At 73.1% G+C, this 16733-nt stretch carries 16 protein-coding genes; 11 read left to right on the top strand and 5 right to left on the bottom strand.

The features are described from left to right. Positions 1-2 precede the first annotated feature (2 nt). From DEJ51_RS25660 to DEJ51_RS25650, 3 genes are all read left to right on the top strand, one after another. Positions 3-2126, top strand: coding sequence for a serine/threonine-protein kinase (locus DEJ51_RS25660; protein WP_317852420.1), 2124 nt, complete (start codon positions 3-5; stop codon positions 2124-2126). A 130-nt stretch (positions 2127-2256) separates the two neighbouring features. Continuing rightward, positions 2257-3204, top strand: a complete 948-nt coding sequence (locus tag DEJ51_RS25655; RefSeq protein ID WP_150259972.1) for a serine/threonine protein kinase — start codon at positions 2257-2259, stop codon at positions 3202-3204. 4 nt (positions 3205-3208) lie between these two features. Beyond that, positions 3209-5443 (top strand): protein kinase domain-containing protein, encoded by a 2235-nt coding sequence (locus DEJ51_RS25650; RefSeq protein WP_150259971.1) that lies wholly within the window; start codon positions 3209-3211, stop codon positions 5441-5443. A 74-nt stretch (positions 5444-5517) separates the two neighbouring features. On the opposite strand, the gene DEJ51_RS25645 is transcribed toward DEJ51_RS25650, so the two are convergent. After that, complete coding sequence (locus DEJ51_RS25645; protein ID WP_150259970.1) at positions 5518-5913, bottom strand: peptidoglycan-binding domain-containing protein; 396 nt, start codon at positions 5911-5913, stop codon at positions 5518-5520. Between the two features lie 505 nt (positions 5914-6418). Here DEJ51_RS25645 and DEJ51_RS25640 point away from each other — a divergent pair. The 5 genes from DEJ51_RS25640 to DEJ51_RS25615 all read left to right on the top strand — a co-directional run bounded on the left by DEJ51_RS25640 (position 6419) and on the right by DEJ51_RS25615 (position 11622). Beyond that, positions 6419-7354: a helix-turn-helix domain-containing protein gene (locus tag DEJ51_RS25640; RefSeq protein WP_263411715.1), complete on the top strand. Its 936-nt coding sequence runs from the start codon at positions 6419-6421 to the stop codon at positions 7352-7354. 150 nt (positions 7355-7504) lie between these two features. Next, complete coding sequence (locus tag DEJ51_RS25635; protein ID WP_150259968.1) at positions 7505-8842, top strand: peptidoglycan-binding protein; 1338 nt, start codon at positions 7505-7507, stop codon at positions 8840-8842. A gap of 385 nt (positions 8843-9227) precedes the next feature. Continuing rightward, on the top strand, positions 9228-9854 hold the full coding sequence (locus DEJ51_RS25625; RefSeq protein WP_150262140.1) for a DUF6545 domain-containing protein: 627 nt from the start codon (positions 9228-9230) through the stop codon (positions 9852-9854). Next, complete coding sequence (locus tag DEJ51_RS25620; protein ID WP_150259967.1) at positions 9851-11044, top strand: cytochrome P450 family protein; 1194 nt, start codon at positions 9851-9853, stop codon at positions 11042-11044. Before DEJ51_RS25625 ends, DEJ51_RS25620 begins: the two co-directional genes overlap by 4 nt. A 137-nt stretch (positions 11045-11181) precedes the next feature. Further along, the gene (locus tag DEJ51_RS25615; protein ID WP_150259966.1) at positions 11182-11622 is read left to right on the top strand and encodes an HIT family protein; all 441 of its coding nucleotides are present in this window, start codon (positions 11182-11184) and stop codon (positions 11620-11622) included. Between the two features lie 45 nt (positions 11623-11667). Here the strand turns inward: DEJ51_RS25615 and DEJ51_RS25610 are convergent, their stop codons facing one another. From DEJ51_RS25610 to DEJ51_RS25600, 3 genes are all read right to left on the bottom strand, one after another. Further along, positions 11668-12663 carry a phosphotransferase family protein gene (locus DEJ51_RS25610; RefSeq protein WP_150259965.1) on the bottom strand — a complete coding sequence of 332 codons (996 nt, stop codon included), beginning with the start codon at positions 12661-12663 and terminating at the stop codon, positions 11668-11670. Positions 12664-12794: 131 nt separating this feature from the next. Further along, on the bottom strand, positions 12795-13349 hold the full coding sequence (locus tag DEJ51_RS25605) for a flavoprotein (RefSeq protein WP_223835961.1): 555 nt from the start codon (positions 13347-13349) through the stop codon (positions 12795-12797). A 327-nt stretch (positions 13350-13676) separates the two neighbouring features. Next, positions 13677-14603 carry a hypothetical protein gene (locus DEJ51_RS25600; RefSeq protein ID WP_150259964.1) on the bottom strand — a complete coding sequence of 309 codons (927 nt, stop codon included), beginning with the start codon at positions 14601-14603 and terminating at the stop codon, positions 13677-13679. 155 nt (positions 14604-14758) lie between these two features. On the opposite strand from DEJ51_RS25600, the gene DEJ51_RS25595 reads away from it, so the two are divergent. The 3 genes from DEJ51_RS25595 to DEJ51_RS25585 are packed head-to-tail and all read left to right on the top strand — an operon-like array spanning position 14759 to position 16350. Further along, entirely contained in the window at positions 14759-15055 is a 297-nt protein-coding gene (locus tag DEJ51_RS25595; protein WP_150259963.1) for a hypothetical protein, read from the top strand. Between the two features lie 43 nt (positions 15056-15098). Continuing rightward, entirely contained in the window at positions 15099-15578 is a 480-nt protein-coding gene (locus DEJ51_RS25590) for an NUDIX domain-containing protein (RefSeq protein WP_190620627.1), read from the top strand. A gap of 4 nt (positions 15579-15582) precedes the next feature. After that, entirely contained in the window at positions 15583-16350 is a 768-nt protein-coding gene (locus DEJ51_RS25585; RefSeq protein WP_190620625.1) for a phosphotransferase family protein, read from the top strand. Between the two features lie 44 nt (positions 16351-16394). Here the strand turns inward: DEJ51_RS25585 and DEJ51_RS34645 are convergent, their stop codons facing one another. Continuing rightward, a complete protein-coding gene (locus DEJ51_RS34645) occupies positions 16395-16535 on the bottom strand; it encodes a hypothetical protein (RefSeq protein ID WP_190620623.1) in 141 nt (46 codons plus the stop codon). Positions 16536-16733 lie beyond the last annotated feature (198 nt).

Genomic DNA, 16733 nt, shown 5'->3' with positions numbered 1-16733 from the left:
CCGTGCACGACAGGAAGCAGTACGTCATGAAACCCCTCGGTCCCGGTGACCCGATCCGGCTCGGCCCGTACCGCGTCCTCGGTGTCCTCGGCGAAGGCGGCATGGGCAAGGTCTACTTCGGCCGGGACGACAGCGGCCGGACCGCGGCCGTCAAGGTGCTGCTGCCCGAGCTCGCGCACGACCCGCACCTCGTCCAGCGCTTCCTGCGCGAGGCGCACACCGCCCGGGCGGTCAGCGGCGGCGGCGTCGCCCGGGTCCTGGACGCGCGGACCGAGGACACCGGCAACCGGCCCTGGATCGCCACCGAGTTCCTGTCCGGCCCCACCCTCGACGACGCCGTACACCGGTACGGGCCCTTCGGCGCCGACGGCGTACGCGCGCTCGCCGCCTCCCTCGCCGCCACCCTGCAGGACATCCACGCCACCGGGCTGGTGCACCGCGACCTGAAGCCCGCCAACATCGTGCTCACCTCGACGGGGCCGCGCGTCATCGACTTCGGCATCGCGCGCCCCGAACACGGACTGACGCTCACCACCACCGGCCAGGTACCCGTCACCCCCGGGTACGGCGCTCCGGAGCAGGTGCTCGGGCAGCGCGTCGGACCGGCCGCGGACGTCTTCTCGCTGGGCGCGGTGCTGGCGTACGCGGCCACCGGGCAGCGCACCTTCGACGGCACGCACGTGGCCGCCGTGCAGTACGAGGTGGTCCACGGGGAGCCGCGGCTGGACTCCGTACCGCCCGAACTGCGGCAGCTGATCGCGCCCTGCCTCGCCAAGGACCCCGTGCAGCGCCCGGCCCCCGACCAGGTGGCGGGCGCGTTCGCCCCGCCGCCGGGGGCCGACCGGGTCTGGCGCACGGGACCGCTGGCCGAGGACATCGCGCGCCGGGGAGCCGAGGCCCGGCGGCAGGCCGCGGTCGCCGGGCAGGGGTCCGGGGGCGGGCCCTCCCGGCGGCGGCTGCTGCGCACCGCGCTGGTGGCGGGAGGCGCACTGGCCGCCTCCGGCGGGGCCGGCGGCGCCTGGTGGATGCTGCGCGAGGAGCCGCGCAGGATCCCCGCGGCCGGACCGGCCAGCGACACCGAGCCGCTGCCGATCGTCGCCGGGCGGCACGGGACGCCTCCGGGCGAGCTGTGGGGCCCGCTGCCCGTGGCGGCGGGACCGGTCGACGGCCAGGTCACCACCCCGCTGCCGGTACTCGACGTGGTCGTCTTCGCGGCCGCCGGCGGCGGCCTCGCCGCGCGTCTGACGACCGACGGCAAGGAGAAGTGGCGGCTGCCCGACGTCCGGCCGGCCGCCGGACTCGTCGCACTGCCCGGCAACCGGTTCGCGACCGCGGGATCCGGTGGCGCACTGCTCGGCTTCGAGGCCTCCACCAGCAGGCAGGAGTGGTCGGTGGCGGGCGCCGACACCGGCCGCATCCTGGCCGCGGACGCGTCCGCGGTCTACCTGGTGACGCGCGGCGGGGAACTGCGCGCCGTGGACACCGCCGGGCGCAAGGTCCGCTGGACGGTGCCGCTTCCCGAGGCGGCGGTGAAGGCGCCGGGGCCGCGGGCCGCGGCGGGAACCGGCCGGCTCGTCGTCTTCGGCGCCGACGGCGACGTCGTCGCCGTCGACACCGCTTCCGGAGCGACGGTCTGGAAGGTCGCCGGCCAGGCGAGGTCCGCCCTGCGGCCGCTCGTCATGAAGGACGTCGTCTACCTCGGCGGCCGGAGCCTGACGGCCCTGGACATCAGGACGGGCGCCGCCGTGTGGAAGACGGAGACCAGGGCCACCACAGCCCCGCAGCCGGGAGCCGGCGGCTGGGGCCCGGCCGCCGCCTGGCGCGACCGGGTGTTCGCGATGGACGGTACGGCGCTGTGCCAGGTGTTCACCGAACTCGGCGGGGCACTCCCGCTGGACAGCAGCGCGAAGGGCACGCCGCCGCACCACCCCCCGCACGCGGAGGCCGGCACGCTGTGGGTCGTGCAGGGGGACGGCCGGGGCGTCTCGGCCCACTCCGTCGTGAGCGGCCGGCGGTACTGGACCTGGTCGGCCGAATCACAGGGCCCCTGGGGCGTGTCCGGCGCGGGGAACCGCGTCTTCCTCGTCAACGACGGGAAGCTCACGGCCATGCCGACCGTCGAGTGAGGCGCACTCCCGGCCCGCTCGCCGGCCCGCTCGCCGGCCCGCGGGTCCCGCCCCGGTCGTCGCCCGCTTCCGCCGCCCCGCCGCACACCGCTTAGGCTCGGGGCCGATCAACCGACCCGGGGGAGCTCCCATGGAACGCCTTCGTCACGACGACCCGTCGCACATCGGGCCGTACGTGATCCTGGCCCGGCTCGACTCCGAGGCCGCCGAGCGCACCGTTCCCGAACGCCGCTACCTCGGGCGCACCGCCGACGGGGAGCGCACGGTCCTCGTCTGCGTACCCCGCACCGGCGCCGACCCGTCCCGGTGGGCGGTCGAGGCCGAGGGCGCCCGGCGGCTGTCCGTGCCCCGGTTCCTGCACGTCGCGGAGGTGGGCGGCACGGCGGGCTCCCCCTGGTACGCGTCCCCGTACACGCCCGCTCTGCCGCTGCAGGCCGTGCTCGCGGCCTACGGGGGGCCACTGCCCGAGGACACCGTCCGCAGGCTCGGCGCCGCGCTCGCGCAGGCCCTGGCCGCCCTGCACGCCCAGGGCGTGACGCACGCGGGGCTGTCACCGGCCGCCGTGCTGGTCACCCCGGGCGGACCCGTGCTGACCTGCTTCGGAGCGGTACGGGCCGCGGCTCCCGACGGGACGGGGCGGTCGGGACTGCCCGGGCTCGATCCGGGATGCCTGGCCGCGGAGCAGGCGTCGGGGGGCCGCCCGCTGCCGCCCGGGGACGTCTTCGCGCTGGGGGCCGTCCTGGCCTACGCCGCGACCGGGCACACCGTGCCCGAGCAAAGCGAACTGCCGCCGGGGCTGCGGACGCTGATCGGGTCCTGTCTGTCGTCGGACCCGGCGTTCCGGCCCCGGTCCGTGCGAGAGGTACTGGGCGAACTCGTCGCCCCCGGAGCGGGCCCCACCCCCTCTGGGGACCTGCCCGAAGCCCCGTACGCGCATACCGGAACGGTCCTCGACCACGGCACCGTGCCGCTGCCGGGCCGGGTCGTCGCGGCGCTCGCCGCCCAGTCCGCCGCGCTGCTCGCGCTCGAACTCCCCACCCCGCAGCAGCCGTTCACCACGGCCCAGAAGGTGCACTGATCCGATGTCCGTCCCGGCACCCGGCGCCACCCGCGCACCGCACACACCGCACACACCGCTCGCACCGCTCTCGCACGACGATCCGCAGCACCTCGGCGGCTTCCGGCTGCTCGCCCGGCTCGGCAGCGGCGGCATGGGCACGGTCTACCTGGCCCGTTCGGCGGCCGGGCGGACGGTCGCCCTCAAGACCGTGCACGCCCGGATCGCCGCCGACGCCGCCTTCCGTACCCGGTTCCGGCTGGAGGCGGACGCCGCCCGGGTCATCGGCGACCGCTACGGGGCCCGGGTCTTCGCCGCGGACGCCCTGGCCGCGACGCCGTGGCTGGCCACCGAGTACGTCATCGGGCCGCAGCTCGACGAGGCGGTCGCGCTCGCCGGCCCGCTGCCCGAGCCGTGCGTCCGCACCCTGGGAGCGGAGCTCGCCCGGGCCCTGGGGCAGCTGCACCGCTCGGACGTGGTGCACCGCGACCTCAAGCCCTCCAACGTCATGGTCACGGCCGCCGGCCCCAAGGTCATCGACTTCGGTATCGCGCGTGCCCTCGGCGACGAACGGCTGACCCGCACCGGAGCCGCGGCCGGCACGCCCGCCTTCATGTCGCCCGAGCAGGCCGGCGGTCTCGAACACTCCCCGGCCGGCGATGTGTTCGCGCTGGCCGGCGTACTGGTCTTCGCGGCGTCCGGACACGGCCCCTTCGGCGGAGGCCAGGCCGCGGACCTGCTGTACCGGGTGCGGTACGCGGAGCCCGACCTGAGCGGCGTACCGGCGGCGCTGGCGCCCGTACTCGCCCGCTGCCTCGCCAAGGACCCCGCGCAGCGGCCCACGACGGCCGGGCTGGCCGAGCTGCTGGCACCCGGCGACGGCCCGTTCGCGGACGTGCTGCCGCAGCCGGTGCTCGCAGACATCGCCCGGCGGGCCGCGGCCGTGTGGCAGGAGCCGCCGCACCGGCTGGCGGCGCCCGCCGCGGCGGCGGACACCGTCGTGGCAGGCGACGGCGACGGCCTGTCCCGCCGCCGGCTGTTCGCGCTCTCCGGGGCGGTGGCCGGCGGCGTCGCGCTTGCGGCGGGAGGCGGGCTGTGGGCCTGGCTCGGCAGCCGCGGCGAGGGCGACGGCGGGGCCGCGGACTCCGGGCAGCCCGCCCTGGACCCACCGCCCGAGGCACTGTGGAAGGCGGATCTGGCGCACCCCGTGGCGGGCGGCCCGCCACTGCCGGTGGACGGCAGGCTCGTCATGCCCACCGGCTCCACGACCACCGGGATCTTCCAGCAGGACGGCAAGCACCTGCGGGACTTCGAGGGGTACGCCCGCGTCTGGCGCGTCGCCACCGACGGCAAGGTCCTCTACGCGCTCGGGAAGCCGGACGCCGCGGACAAGGCCCTCGCAGTGGTCCCCCTGCCCCTGTCCCAGGAGAGCGGCAAGGAGCAGGCGCCGGTCGTCCGGCTCCCCGCGTACGACGGCTCGAACATGCTCAACCGGATCCTCGGGGTGGCCGGCGACACCGTGTTCCTGTGCGCCAAGGCGGCCGGGAACGACCAGTGGTCCGTGATCGCCGCGAGCCTGAAGACGGGCAGGGAACTGTGGCGGCAGCCGACGACGGCCCCCGGCGAGCAGCAGGTGCAGCAGGGGCGCCCCGCCACCGTCGGTGTCAAGCCCGTACGCGGCGGGGTGCTGCTGTGGCAGCGTCCGGAGGCGGAGAGCGGCACCCTGCGGCTGTCCCTGCACGACGCCGGAAGCGGCGCCGAGCGCTGGACCGAGTCGCTGGCGGCGCCCGGCGCCACACCGGACCAGCTGGCCACGGACGACGAGCGCGTGTACGTCGGCGCCGGGAGCGTGCACGCGCTGCGGCTCGCCGACGGCCAGCCGGCCTGGGTCTTCGGCGCGGACCGTGACGCGGGCGAGGTGGCCGGCGAGCGCCGGTACGGCATGCCGGCCGTCCGCGACGGGATCGTCTACGCCGTGGAGGGCTCGCGCGGCATCGTCGCGATCAGCGCCGTCTTCGGCACGCTGCAGTGGATGGACACCCCTCCGGAGGGCACGAACCCGCATCGCGACATCGCCCCCGTGGTCACCCCGAGCCACGTCTACAGCCTGGGCGCGACGGGCCTGCGCGCCGTCCGCATCCGCACCCGGAGCACGGTCTGGCGCTACGGAACGAGCGCCTACGCCCTGACGCCGGACCCGGACGGCAAGCGGCTCTACCTCCGCGAGGAACGCAGGCTGATCGCCCTCCCGCTTGCCTAGGCCGGGTCGTGGTGGGGCAGGGGCAGGCGTGGACCGGGTGCGGCGCGCGCCTGCCGACCGCGTCGCTCCCCCGGTCAGTCCCTGGTGCGGGAGACGAGGCTCTCCCACGTCCGGGGGCCCACGATGCCGTCCGCCTGGAGTCCGCTGGCCTGCTGGAAACGGCGCACGTACTTCTCCGTCTTCGGGCCGAAGCGGCCGTCGACGAAGCCGTCCCAGTCCTCCGGATCGATGCCGATGGTCGAGGAGATGTCGAACTGCAGCTCCTTGACGCACACGCCCGAGGAGCCCTGGGAGAAGTTCCGCGCGGGAATGTTCCCTCCGTTGGGTGAGGTGCGGTGGCCGACGCTGTCGAAGCACGCACCGAGGTAGTCGCCCGCGTGGGCGGCGGGAGCCATGACGAGCAGGGAGCCGACGGCTGCTGCCGCCAGAGCGAGAGCCGTGACGCTCCTGCGCGGGGAGATATGAGGCATGACGTGGCAACTTCCTTCTGTGGTGGTGTGTGTGGGTGAAGCCGGAGGGCCGGAGGGGCCGGAACGTCGGGCGGAATCGGCGAGTGGGGACCGGCGAGTGGGGACCGGCGAGTGGGACGGGCGGCCGGGCTCGGCGGACGTGAACGCCCCGGCGCCGCTTCATGATTGCTGCCGGCCCGCCGTCCCAGCGGGCCACGGCGTGTCCCAGGGACGTCCCCGAGGCCGAAAACCGTTGTGCGATCTGCCGACGGCAGGTCGCTTCCCCGGGACGTCCCACGCTCCGGCTCGCTCCACCGGGAAGCGTCCGATGGCGGCGCCCCCAAGGGTTCGTGGCACCCGCAGCCGAGTCCGGAACTGTCGGTGGCGCCGCATATCCTGTCCTTCGCGCCACACCGTCTCGGGGAAGCCGTATGGCGCATAAGCGAGTTGGGGGGGCCCTTTGATGTCTGACCAGACAAAGGCGACAGACGGTACGGAGTCGGCACGTGCCCGGTTGAGCACGGAAATGCGCAGGATCAAGGAGACCTCGCAACTCAGCTTCGGCCGGCTGGCCGACCGGACGCACTACAGCCGCTCGTCGTGGGAGCGATTCCTCAACGGGAAGCAGCTGCCGACCGCCGTGGCCGTCGAGCAACTCGCCGCCGTGGCCGGCGCGGACCCGGAACCGCTGCTGGAACTGCTGGCGCGGGCCGTCTCCGCCCCGGCGGGCGGCACCACGGCCACGGCGGTGGCTACTGCCACGACCCCTGCCGCGCCGGCGCGGACCGCGCCGGAGGCCGCGCACGAGGCGCCGTCGGCCGGGGTGCCGGTCGGCGCGCCGGTCGGCGTAACCGCCGATGTCCCGCAGGAAGCGGCCCGGACGCCGCGGGAGAGACCCCGGGCCGAATGGAGACGAAGATTCGGGGTGATCGGATACATCACCGCGGGAGCTCTGCTGGGCTCGATCGCGACCGGCCTCGCCTTCTCCTCCACCGCGGCGGGGAACCGTACTCCCGGTGCGGCGGGCGATCCGGCCGACACCAGGAAGAGCGCCGGCGGCAAGGACGAGACCGCGACCCTCGTCCCGGGAGCCGGCGACATCCGCGTCAAGTGCAAGTCCGACACCTGCCTGCGCCACGACCCCCAGGCCATGGAATGCCATTGGGACGCGACCACGGCCAAGAGCACCTTCCTGCGGGGCATGCACATCCAGCTCCGCTACAGCGCGGCCTGCCAGTCGGTGTGGGGACGCATCGAAGGCGGAGCCGTCGGCGACAAGGTGATCATCAGGGACGCCCGGGGGACGGAGCTGGAAGCCCTGATCCGCTTCGAGCACGACTCGTACACCAAGATGCTCGCGGTCTCCGCCGAGGCTCCCCTCGAAGCGATGAGCGTGTGCGGGGCGATTCCGGCGGAGAAGCAGATGCAGTGCGCGCCCGAAGGGGCCATCCAGCAGCCCTGACGCCTCCGCGGCGAGGGCAGAAGAGGTGACCGCCCCAGGGACATCCCGGGCTCGTCCCAGAGACGCCGGGGTACTGGAGGGGACGCGGCACGGGCCTCGAAGCTGCTGGTGACCAACCGTCACCACACAGCCGAAAGGCCCACTTCGCCCATGCCTTCCCTCTCCTCCCCCTCCCGCACCACCCGGCCCCCGGACCGGGCGGCGGTGTCGGCCCGCCGGCTGATGGCCATGCTGCTGACCCTCGCCGCCGCCCTGACGGCGCTGCTGACCGGACCGGTACCGGCCGCGCACGCCGTCGACACGGGCCTGCTCCAGCGGGGCCTGTCAGGGCTCAGCTACCTGCCGCGCAGCGGTGTCGACGGCGCGTACGGGCCGCAGACGCAGGACTCCGTACGGCACTTCCAGCGGGACAACGGCCTCGAAGCGGACGGCGACGCCGGGCCGAAGACCATGGCCGCCCTGCTGGCCAAGGTGAAGCTGGTGCAGTCCGCGGCCGGCACGCCCGCCGACGGCGACTACGGGACGAACACCCTGGGCGCCGTGCGGACGTACCAGTCCCGCCACGGCCTGGAGGCCGACGGCATCGCCGGCCCCCGGACCATGGGCGAGATGAACATCGACCGGATCGTCTCCAGCGGGCAGGGCGGCGGTACCGACTCCGAGACCAAGCTCCTCCAGCGGAACCTGGCGGGTCTGGGCTATCTGCCGCTGAGCGGTGTGGACGGCGCCTACGGGCCCCGCACCAAGAACGCCGTACTGTCCTTCCAGAGCGACAACGACCTGGACGTGGACGGCATCGCCGGCCCGCAGACCAAGGGCGCTCTGTCGGCGAAGGTGCAGCGGGTGCAGAGCGCGGCCGGTACGCCGGCCGACGGCGACTACGGTCCCAACACCCTGGGTGCCGTACGGACCTACCAGTCGGGGCACGGGCTGGAGGTGGACGGCATAGCCGGCCCGCGGACGATGGCGGCCATGGGCATCGCCCGGGAGATCGGCAGCACCGGCCCCGGCGGCGGTCCCAGCGGTGGCAGCCCGACCGTGCCGGTGCCCCCGCTGTCGGGCAGCGTACGAGACAAGATCATCCAGGCGGCGCGCTCCCAGCTCGGCCAGGAGGAGTGGGGCAACAACTGCAACCCGTACGGCCGTTGTGAGGCCTGGTGCGCGCACTTCGCCAGCTGGGCCTGGCAGCAGGCCGGGATCAACTACCACACGGCGTTCAGCGGTGACTTCTACTACTACGGGCGCGACCACGGAACGCTCCGCACGGACCTGCGGAACGCCGCGCCCAAGCCGGGCGACGTGATCCTCTTCGGTACGGGCCCCTCCAGCACCTCCACGAGCGTCCACGTCGGCGTGATCGAGAGGGACAACGGCGACGGGACCGTCACCACCATCGAGGGCAACCACAACGACCGGGTGGAGCGCGTCACCCGCAGGCTCGTCGGCGGCTGGCCGGCGTACGCGATCGTCTCGCCGTCGGGCGGCTGAGCGCCCGCCCGCCCGCCTGCCCGCCGTACGCCAGGGGCCCGTGCCGGAAGGCACGGGCCCCTGGCTCGTCTGTTTTCGGGGGCCGTACACCTACGCGGAGGTCGCCGAAGGAATCCGCGGGGCCGCGACCGGAGAGGGGCGCGGGGTGACGGCGAGTGCCATCCAGCAACTGCGCACCGGTCGGCGGCCCCACGTGCCCCGGCGCGTTCCCTGCACGTCCCCCTGCGGTCCCGACCGGCAGGGGCTCCCGTTCCGGGCACGGCGGCACCCCGCCCTCGGACCGGAGTCCCGAACATGCCAGCATGGAAGCGCGCGTACCAGGTCTCCAGGGAGCGGTCCGCCGCGGCCGACCGCCGCCCCCGCCCGGCGTCACCAGAGTGAGGACATGGACCTTGAGCAGCTTCGCGCCACGTGTGAGGCGCGCGCCGAGGCGCTCCGGCTCCCGCACCGCTTCAGCACCCGCGACCTCCGCGACGCCGTGGCCGCACAACGCGGTCGCCCGATCGTCCTGCGCCCGTTGAGCACCCTGGGCGCGACGGACGCCCCGTGCGGCATCCGTCTGGAGCGGAACTCGTTCACCGCGCTGGAACCCCTGTGGCGGGAGGAGGTCACCTCGGCGGTCCCCGAGGACGTACCCGACCCGGGCAACACCCGGGCGGACGCCCACGACCTGGACTTCCACCTGCACGGCCCGGTCATCGAGATCAACGACTGTGTACTGGCCCTGCCCCGGCACCGTCGGGCGTCGGTACGGGACGCGGCGGCCACCGAGGTCGCCCGCAGGGGCGCGGCCGGCGCCCCCGAGGGCGACGCCGAGGTGGAGGCGGCGGTCGTCACCGCGGCCACCACCGCGAAGCGCGCCGGACTCCCCCTCGACGGCGGCGAGGCCCCGCCCGCCGCCGGCATCCGCTCCCGCAAGGGCGACCTTCCGGCGGAGACCGCGTGGCTGCTGCTCGTGGCGGACGCGTACGCCCGGCAGCCGGCCCCCGAGCACGTGGGCACGGCCTCGTGACGGCCCCGCGGCAGGACCCCCTGCGCGACGCCCGCTTCCTCGCCGACCCCTACCCGGCCTACGACCGGCTGCGCGATGGCTGCCCGGTCCGGCGGATCCCCACCGGCTCCGGCGGGCACCACGCGTACCTGGTCACCGGCCACGCCGAGGCCCGCGAGGCGTTCACCGACCCCCGACTGTCCAAGGACACGGCCCGCTTCTTCGCCGGCCGCCCCTCGGACCGCGACCTGCACCCCGCCGTCTCCCGCAACATGCTGGCGAGCGACCCCCCGGCACACACCCGCCACCGACGCGTGGCGACGCCGCTGTTCACCACCGGCCGCGTCCGCGCACTGCGCCCGTTCATCACCCGGGTCGTCGAGGACCTCACGGCCACGTGGCGACCCGACACGCAGGTGGACCTGGTGGCGGACCTGGCCGTCCCGCTGCCGGTCACGGTCGTCTGCGAGCTCCTCGGCGTACCGGAGTCCGACCGGGCCACCCTCGCCGCCAGCTCCCACGACCTCTTCGACGCGACCGACACCACCCGCATCGATGCCGCGTCGCACCACATCGGCCACTACCTCACCGCGCTCGTGGACACGGCCCTGGCGAACCCCGGAGACGGCCCGCTCCACTCCCTCCTGCGCGACTGCGAGGAGGGCGGCCTGGACCGCGACGAGGCCGTCTCCCTGGCCGCCCTCCTCCTGGTCGCCGGGCACGAGACCACCACCCACTTCATCGGCAACGCCGTCCTGGCCCTGCTCCGGCACCCGGAGGCGTTCGACCGCCTGCGCCGGGACCCGGACCGGATCCCCCGGGCCCTCGACGAACTGCTCCGCTTCGACTCCCCGGTGAGCGTCGCCACCTTCCGGTACAGCACGCGGGACCTGAGCGTCGGCGGGTTCGACATCCCGGCGGGCTTTCCGGTGCTCATCGCCCCCGGGGCCGCGAACCGCGACCCGGCGGCGTTCTCCGGCCCGCACCGCCTCGACCTCGACCGCGACGACGCCCGCAGCCACCTCGCCTTCGGCCACGGCATCCACCGCTGCCCGGGCGCCCCCCTGGCCCGGGCCGAGGCGGAGATCGCCCTCCGCGCCCTGCTGACCCGCTTCCCGGGCACGCGCCTGGCCGTCCCCGAGGAATCCCTGACCTGGCGCCAGACCCGCCTCACCCGCGGCCTGACCGCCCTCCCCCTCACCCTGGCGTGACCCACCCACCACACCCGCCGGCCGGATAACCGCTCGCGCCTGCAGACCGCTTCTGATGGTGTGAGGGACACGAAGCACTCGACGCTCGACGCGCGGCACCAGGCACCAGGCACCAGGCACCTCGGAGGGAGCAGGTAGTGGCGGATGACGGATGTGTCTTCTGTGCGCTGGCGAGAGGCCAGGCGGACGCCAGCATCGTCCACGAGGACGAATCGGTGATCGCTTTCATGGATCTCCAGCCCGTCACCCCGGGTCACTTGCTGGTCATCCCCAAAGCGCACGCGGTGGGGCTGGAGGACCTCCCGGAGGACGTCGGCGTCCACGTCTGGACAGTGGCACACCGCCTCGGACGCGCACTGCGCAGGTCGGGCCTGCGATGCGAGGGCGTCAACCTGTTCCTCGCGGACGGCGAAGCGGCGTTCCAGGAGGTCTTCCACGTCCACCTGCACGTCTTCCCCCGCTTCGCGGGTGATCCGTTTCGCATCGACGCCGACTGGCGGGTGCATGAGCGGGACCAGCTCGACAGCACGGCTGCCGCCGTCCGCGGCGGCCTCGCCGCCCTGGACGCCGGGCCCTGATAACCGCCGCGCGGCCTCACCGGACAGCAGGCGATGGCGACGGGGTCACAGCTGCCACCCGCGCCGTTCGGCCAGCCACCGCAGCGTGACCTCTCCACACCAGGTCTGGTGCTGGCGAATGTACGGGGACCAGTCCGCCGGAGGGTGGTCCCCGGAGGCCAGGAAGAATCCGGACAGGGCGGCAAGGGCGGCGTCAAGCCGACCGTCGTCCACGCCGCGGGCTGTGGGATGGGCCCGGAAGAGCGCGGTCGCATCGTGGCCGTCGGCGTACGCGGAGGCCAGCAGGAGCACGAGATCGAACCAACTGGCACCCAGACAGGCCCAGTTCCAGTCGCAGATCCACGCACTGCCGTGCGCATCGAGGAGGACGTTGTCCTGACGCAGGTCGTGGTGCAGGACGGCCGTCCCGGCCACCGCCTGCCGCCACCCCGATTCCAGCTCGGCCAGCGCATCCAGCGTGCCGGAGGGCACCCAGCCGAACAGGGAGGGTGCCGGGCCGGGGGCAGCGGTGCGACCGGACGCCAGAGTCCGCCAGGTGTCGAAGTCGCCGCCGTCGCCGACCGGCCGGAGCCCGACGTGTTCAAGCCCTCCGGACGGCACCGCGAGAGCCTCGGCGGTGACCGCGTACGCGGCCAGGGCCGCGTCCAGCTCGTCCGTCCGCCAGGGGGCGGCGGGCATACGGCCGCCTTCGACCGCGTCGAAGGCGAGCACGAGCCACCCCTCGCACTCGTCCGTCCACCGGATGCGGGGTGCCGGTACGGCGGGCGGCAGCGCCTCGTTGATCACCGCCTCCCGTCGGTAGCAGTCGGCCACCACGGCATTGCTCCGCACCTCTACGGCCTTGACGAACAGAGAGCGGCCGGCACCTCGAACGACAGCCGCGTAGCCGCTGGTGAAACCGCCTCCGGCGCTCTCCTCGGCGCGTACGGCACCACCGAGCCGGCGTTCGACGAGGCCGCGCACAGCCTGCGGCAGCTGGCGCCAGCCCGGGCGCGCGGCCGTGGCACCGTACTGAAGTCGCGGGGTAAGGATCTCCGGCATGCACCCAGAGTGCGGGACCCCCCGCCCGCACGCGACAGGTTTCCCACCGCCGCCCCCTGCCGGCCCGGCTCGACGGCTGCTCCGGTGAGCGCAGACGCGCTACTCACAAGCTCACGAAGACGTGCGGAGTCCTACCGGCCCGCCTGGTCCAGTACGGCTTCCCAGGGATACCGGCGCCCCGGCATACCAGCCCTCGGCTCGGCGAGGGGCCACACCTCGTCTCCGTAGACCAGCCTCACCCCCGAGTCGCGCAGGGCCTTGATGTGCCCCTCCCACGCGGGGTGCCGCGCGTGCGCGGCATTGACCCGGGGCCAGACGACCACGGGGAGGTCGAACGTCCCGATGGCTTCGTTCACCTGGGTCAACGCCTGGTTGTCCGAGATCCCCAGCGCGAGCTTGGCGACGGTGTTGGCGCTCGCCGGGGCGACCACGAGGCAGTCCACCGGCGGATGGGGCCGGGAGTCTCCCGGCAGGCGGGGCTCAGACCGTACGGGAAGGCCGGTCAGCGCTTCGATCTCCGCGACCTCCCCGCTCGCCCGGAGCCACTGACCCGCGGTCGGCGTGAGCGTGACCGCGACCCTCCAGCCCCGTTCGAGCGCGGGGAGCACGAGCCCCGTCCGCAGTTCCTCGACCCCGCCGGCGCCCGACCCGACGACACCCAGCACCTTGCCCCGCACCGAACTCACCGCACCGCCCCGCACTGTCGGGCCACGGCCGACAGCCAGGACGAACAGCTGCCGCCTGCGACCGGAATCCGTCTCCTCAGGCCGCGAAGGCCCTCACGTACCCGAGCATTGTTCCGCACCGCGGCGCACTGCCCTGCATGAAGCCGCACGCGAGGCTGAGACGGCTCGAAGTCGCGGATGCAACACGGCGACAATGACGCCGAACAGTCCAGTTGTCGTAGGAAACAGCAAAAATGCGGCAAGTCGGCTGCGCGGCCGACTGAGGCAGGAAGACCGCCCGGAACCAAGACGCTGGCCGCGTGCCACACCCTGTGCAAGAGGACCCGTTCAAACGGCCGTGTCGATCCGAGGTGCGCATGCCGCAGCCAGCAGCTCGAGATCTGCACGAGCCTGCGAAAGAAACAGCAGGCCCCTCGGGGTATCGGCGAGGGCCATGTTCACCTTCCCTTCGAGGTGTCGCCTGTTCGATGCGGGCAGGAGCGGAGTTCCGTGAAGGGGCAGCCCGGTTTCGATGCGGTTGTGCAGGAGCTGACGCAACTGATGCCACTCGTGCCGGGCCTTGTCCACGTGGACGGCTTCCTGTCCTGGTGTCGCCTCCGCCAGGCCGTCCAGGGCTCGAATGAGTGAACGGGCTTGGGTGTTGATCTGCGTACAGAGCTTCCTCGAACGCGAGTGGACTTTCTGAGCAGCGCCGGCCGCGGCCACGTACACCCCTACTGCGAAGGTGAAGTTGGCGTTCTGCTGGTCTGCCCCGGGCCGGAGGTGAGAGAGGAACAGAACGAGCGTCAGAGCTGCCGACACGACCGCGATGATCCTGAAGTTGACCTTCAGGGAGATACGGGTCCTCAACTTCGCAAGCGGAATCAGTTCCCCGTCGCCCCCGCCGGAGAGGAAGTAGTTGGCGAGGGCCACCACCGCGAGGAGCACCATTCCCCCTGCCCGGTCGAAGCAGAGCAGTCCGCCCGCGCTCACAGCGAGCGCCAGGTAGAGGACCGCCGAGGCTGCGTTACGCAAGGCAATCCAGCGGTCGCGGGTCTCCTGCGGGAGTTGACTGGTCGCCTCATGCCCCAGGACCACGAAGGCGACCAAGAAGAGAAGCCAGCCCGCAAAGAGGCCGACTCGCAACTCCAGCGGCGACTGGAACACGGCCACGGCCATGCCGCAGGCGAAATACGCCGTGCCAGACATGCCGACCGACCAGAGCCGCAGCCGTGAAGGGATGCGCTGGACCTGAGCATGGAGCCTGGCAGCCATCGTCATGAGCTGAGAACGACTCACCGTCCGCCGCTGTTTCCATCATGCGGATGGGCACGCCTGTTTCGAACTGCTCTCGCGGAATCCCACTAGCTCAACGATCCGCGCGGGCAGGGACTCCCCAAGAGACCTCAGCGCCCTCCTTCGGACACCTATTGGGATGCTGCCCGGGCGACGCCCCGGCCGAGGGTGGCCGCCGCACAGAGCCGGGCATCCTGCTGCTGCACGGGCCCGTGGTCACCGCCCGACTACTGGCCCTCGCGCCGGCACTGCACGCGGCCGTCACCCCACCGCCCGGTCTCGCTCCCCTGCCCCGTACGTCCCCGGCGCACCTGGCATCGCTGGTCGCAGCCAGCCCGTTCCAGCCGTTCGTACGACTGGCCGGGCCCTGGCAGCTGATCTTCGCGAAGGCGGCCGGACGCCACCGTGGTTTCGGCAAGACTGAACGCTGACAACCCTTCCCACCCACCACCGAAACAGAGTTGGAGTCAACTCGTGGCCGAGCCCGTCACCCCGACCATCCGCACCTCCGCCAAAGCCGTCGTCGTCCACGATGGTCAGGTCCTGCTCCAACGAGCCAGCTGGGAGGGCCAAGACTGCTACTTTCTGCCCGGCGGCGGCCAGAACCCCGGCGAGCCCCTCGACCAGACCGCCCGTCGCGAGGTCCACGAGGAAACCGGCCTGACCGTCACCGTGGACAGGCTGCTGTGGCTGCGCGAGTACATCGGCGCCAATCACGACCACGCCGACACCGAGGCCGGCACCCACCGCATCGAAGCGATCTTCCACTGCACCCCCGAAGGCGACCCGGGCCGCCTCGGCGGACACGCCGAAGACGACGTGCAGACCGGCCTGGAATGGGTGGACCTGGAGAAGGTTCCCGGTCTGAACCTGCTGCCCCACACCCTCCGGCGGCCGATCGCCGCCCTCGCCACGGGCCAGCCCTCATCCGGCTATCTCGGCGACGTCGCCTGAACCCGTGGCGGCGATAGACGGCAGGTTCCCTGACGGTGCCCGAGAGATCACGACCGGACAGGCCAACCGCGTCTGGTACGTCGACGGCCCAGTGCCGTATGTACTCAAGCACTACAGCGACCCGAACCGCGCCTCCAACGAGGCCGCCGCTCTGGCCCTCCTCAACACGCACGGTGCCCCGGCTCCCGAACTCCTTGGGGCATGCCCCGGGGGCAGTCCAGCATGGACCGCGCAGACCGCAGTCCACGCTGCGCCCGTACCAGCCGGCCAGCTCCTTCGCGAGCTGGCCGGCCCCCTCGCCGCCGTCCATCGCATCACGGGCCCCCATGCCGGTCGGCTCGCCGGAGCCCGGCAGTACCGGACCTGGCCCCGCTACCTTCATGGCCGTCTCGACACGTACACGACTGCCGCACCTGACCTCGCGCCCACCGCGGCAGCCCTCCGCCGCCAACTCGACACAACGGACCTGGACATCGAGCCCAGACTGCTCCACCACGACCTGCATCCGGGCCACCTCGTCAGGCCTGCGGCTGGCGGGTCACTGCTACTGGACTGGGAACTCGCCGCCTTCGGCGACCCGCTGTCCGACCTCGCCCGCCTCGCCGTCCGTCTCGGCCTGACAAACCCCACCGACGTGCTTCAGGTCGCCCGCCAGCCCGCTCCGAACGCCGTCAGCAGAATCCAGCTGTACTGGCGCATTCATCAGCTCGCCGACGCAGCCCTCAGCACCGATCCGGTCGTACGGCAACGTGGTCGGGATCGCGTGGGGTGAGGGCCACGCCCGCTCCCTCCTTTCCCACCCGGAGAAACGGCAGGTCAGATGCCCTTTTCAGCAAGCTCAAGGATCGCCACGCACTCCACGTGGTGGGTCATCGAGAAGGCGTGGAAATGCAGGCGGCCAACAAACTGGCAGTTCAGCGCCCACACCGCCCCACCTTCTGGGGCGTCGTGCGTCATACGAGCGTCAGCGGCCGCCGAGCTGTTTCGTGCGGCAGCGGTCTCCTTGTATGCGTTGGCCGCGTGGGAAAGCCGCGTTCGCGCACGAGCGGCCCGCGAAGTCGTGAACAGTAGACACCTGGGTCCGGGGCAGCGCGGCGCCGCGGCCGGCTCCGCCCAGTAAGGCCGTCTAGGCGGAGCTGGCTGTTTCACGCCAAT

The organism is Streptomyces venezuelae, assembly GCF_008642275.1.
Lineage (GTDB): Bacteria > Actinomycetota > Actinomycetes > Streptomycetales > Streptomycetaceae > Streptomyces > Streptomyces venezuelae_E.
This window is presented reverse-complemented; position numbering and strand designations above follow the sequence as displayed.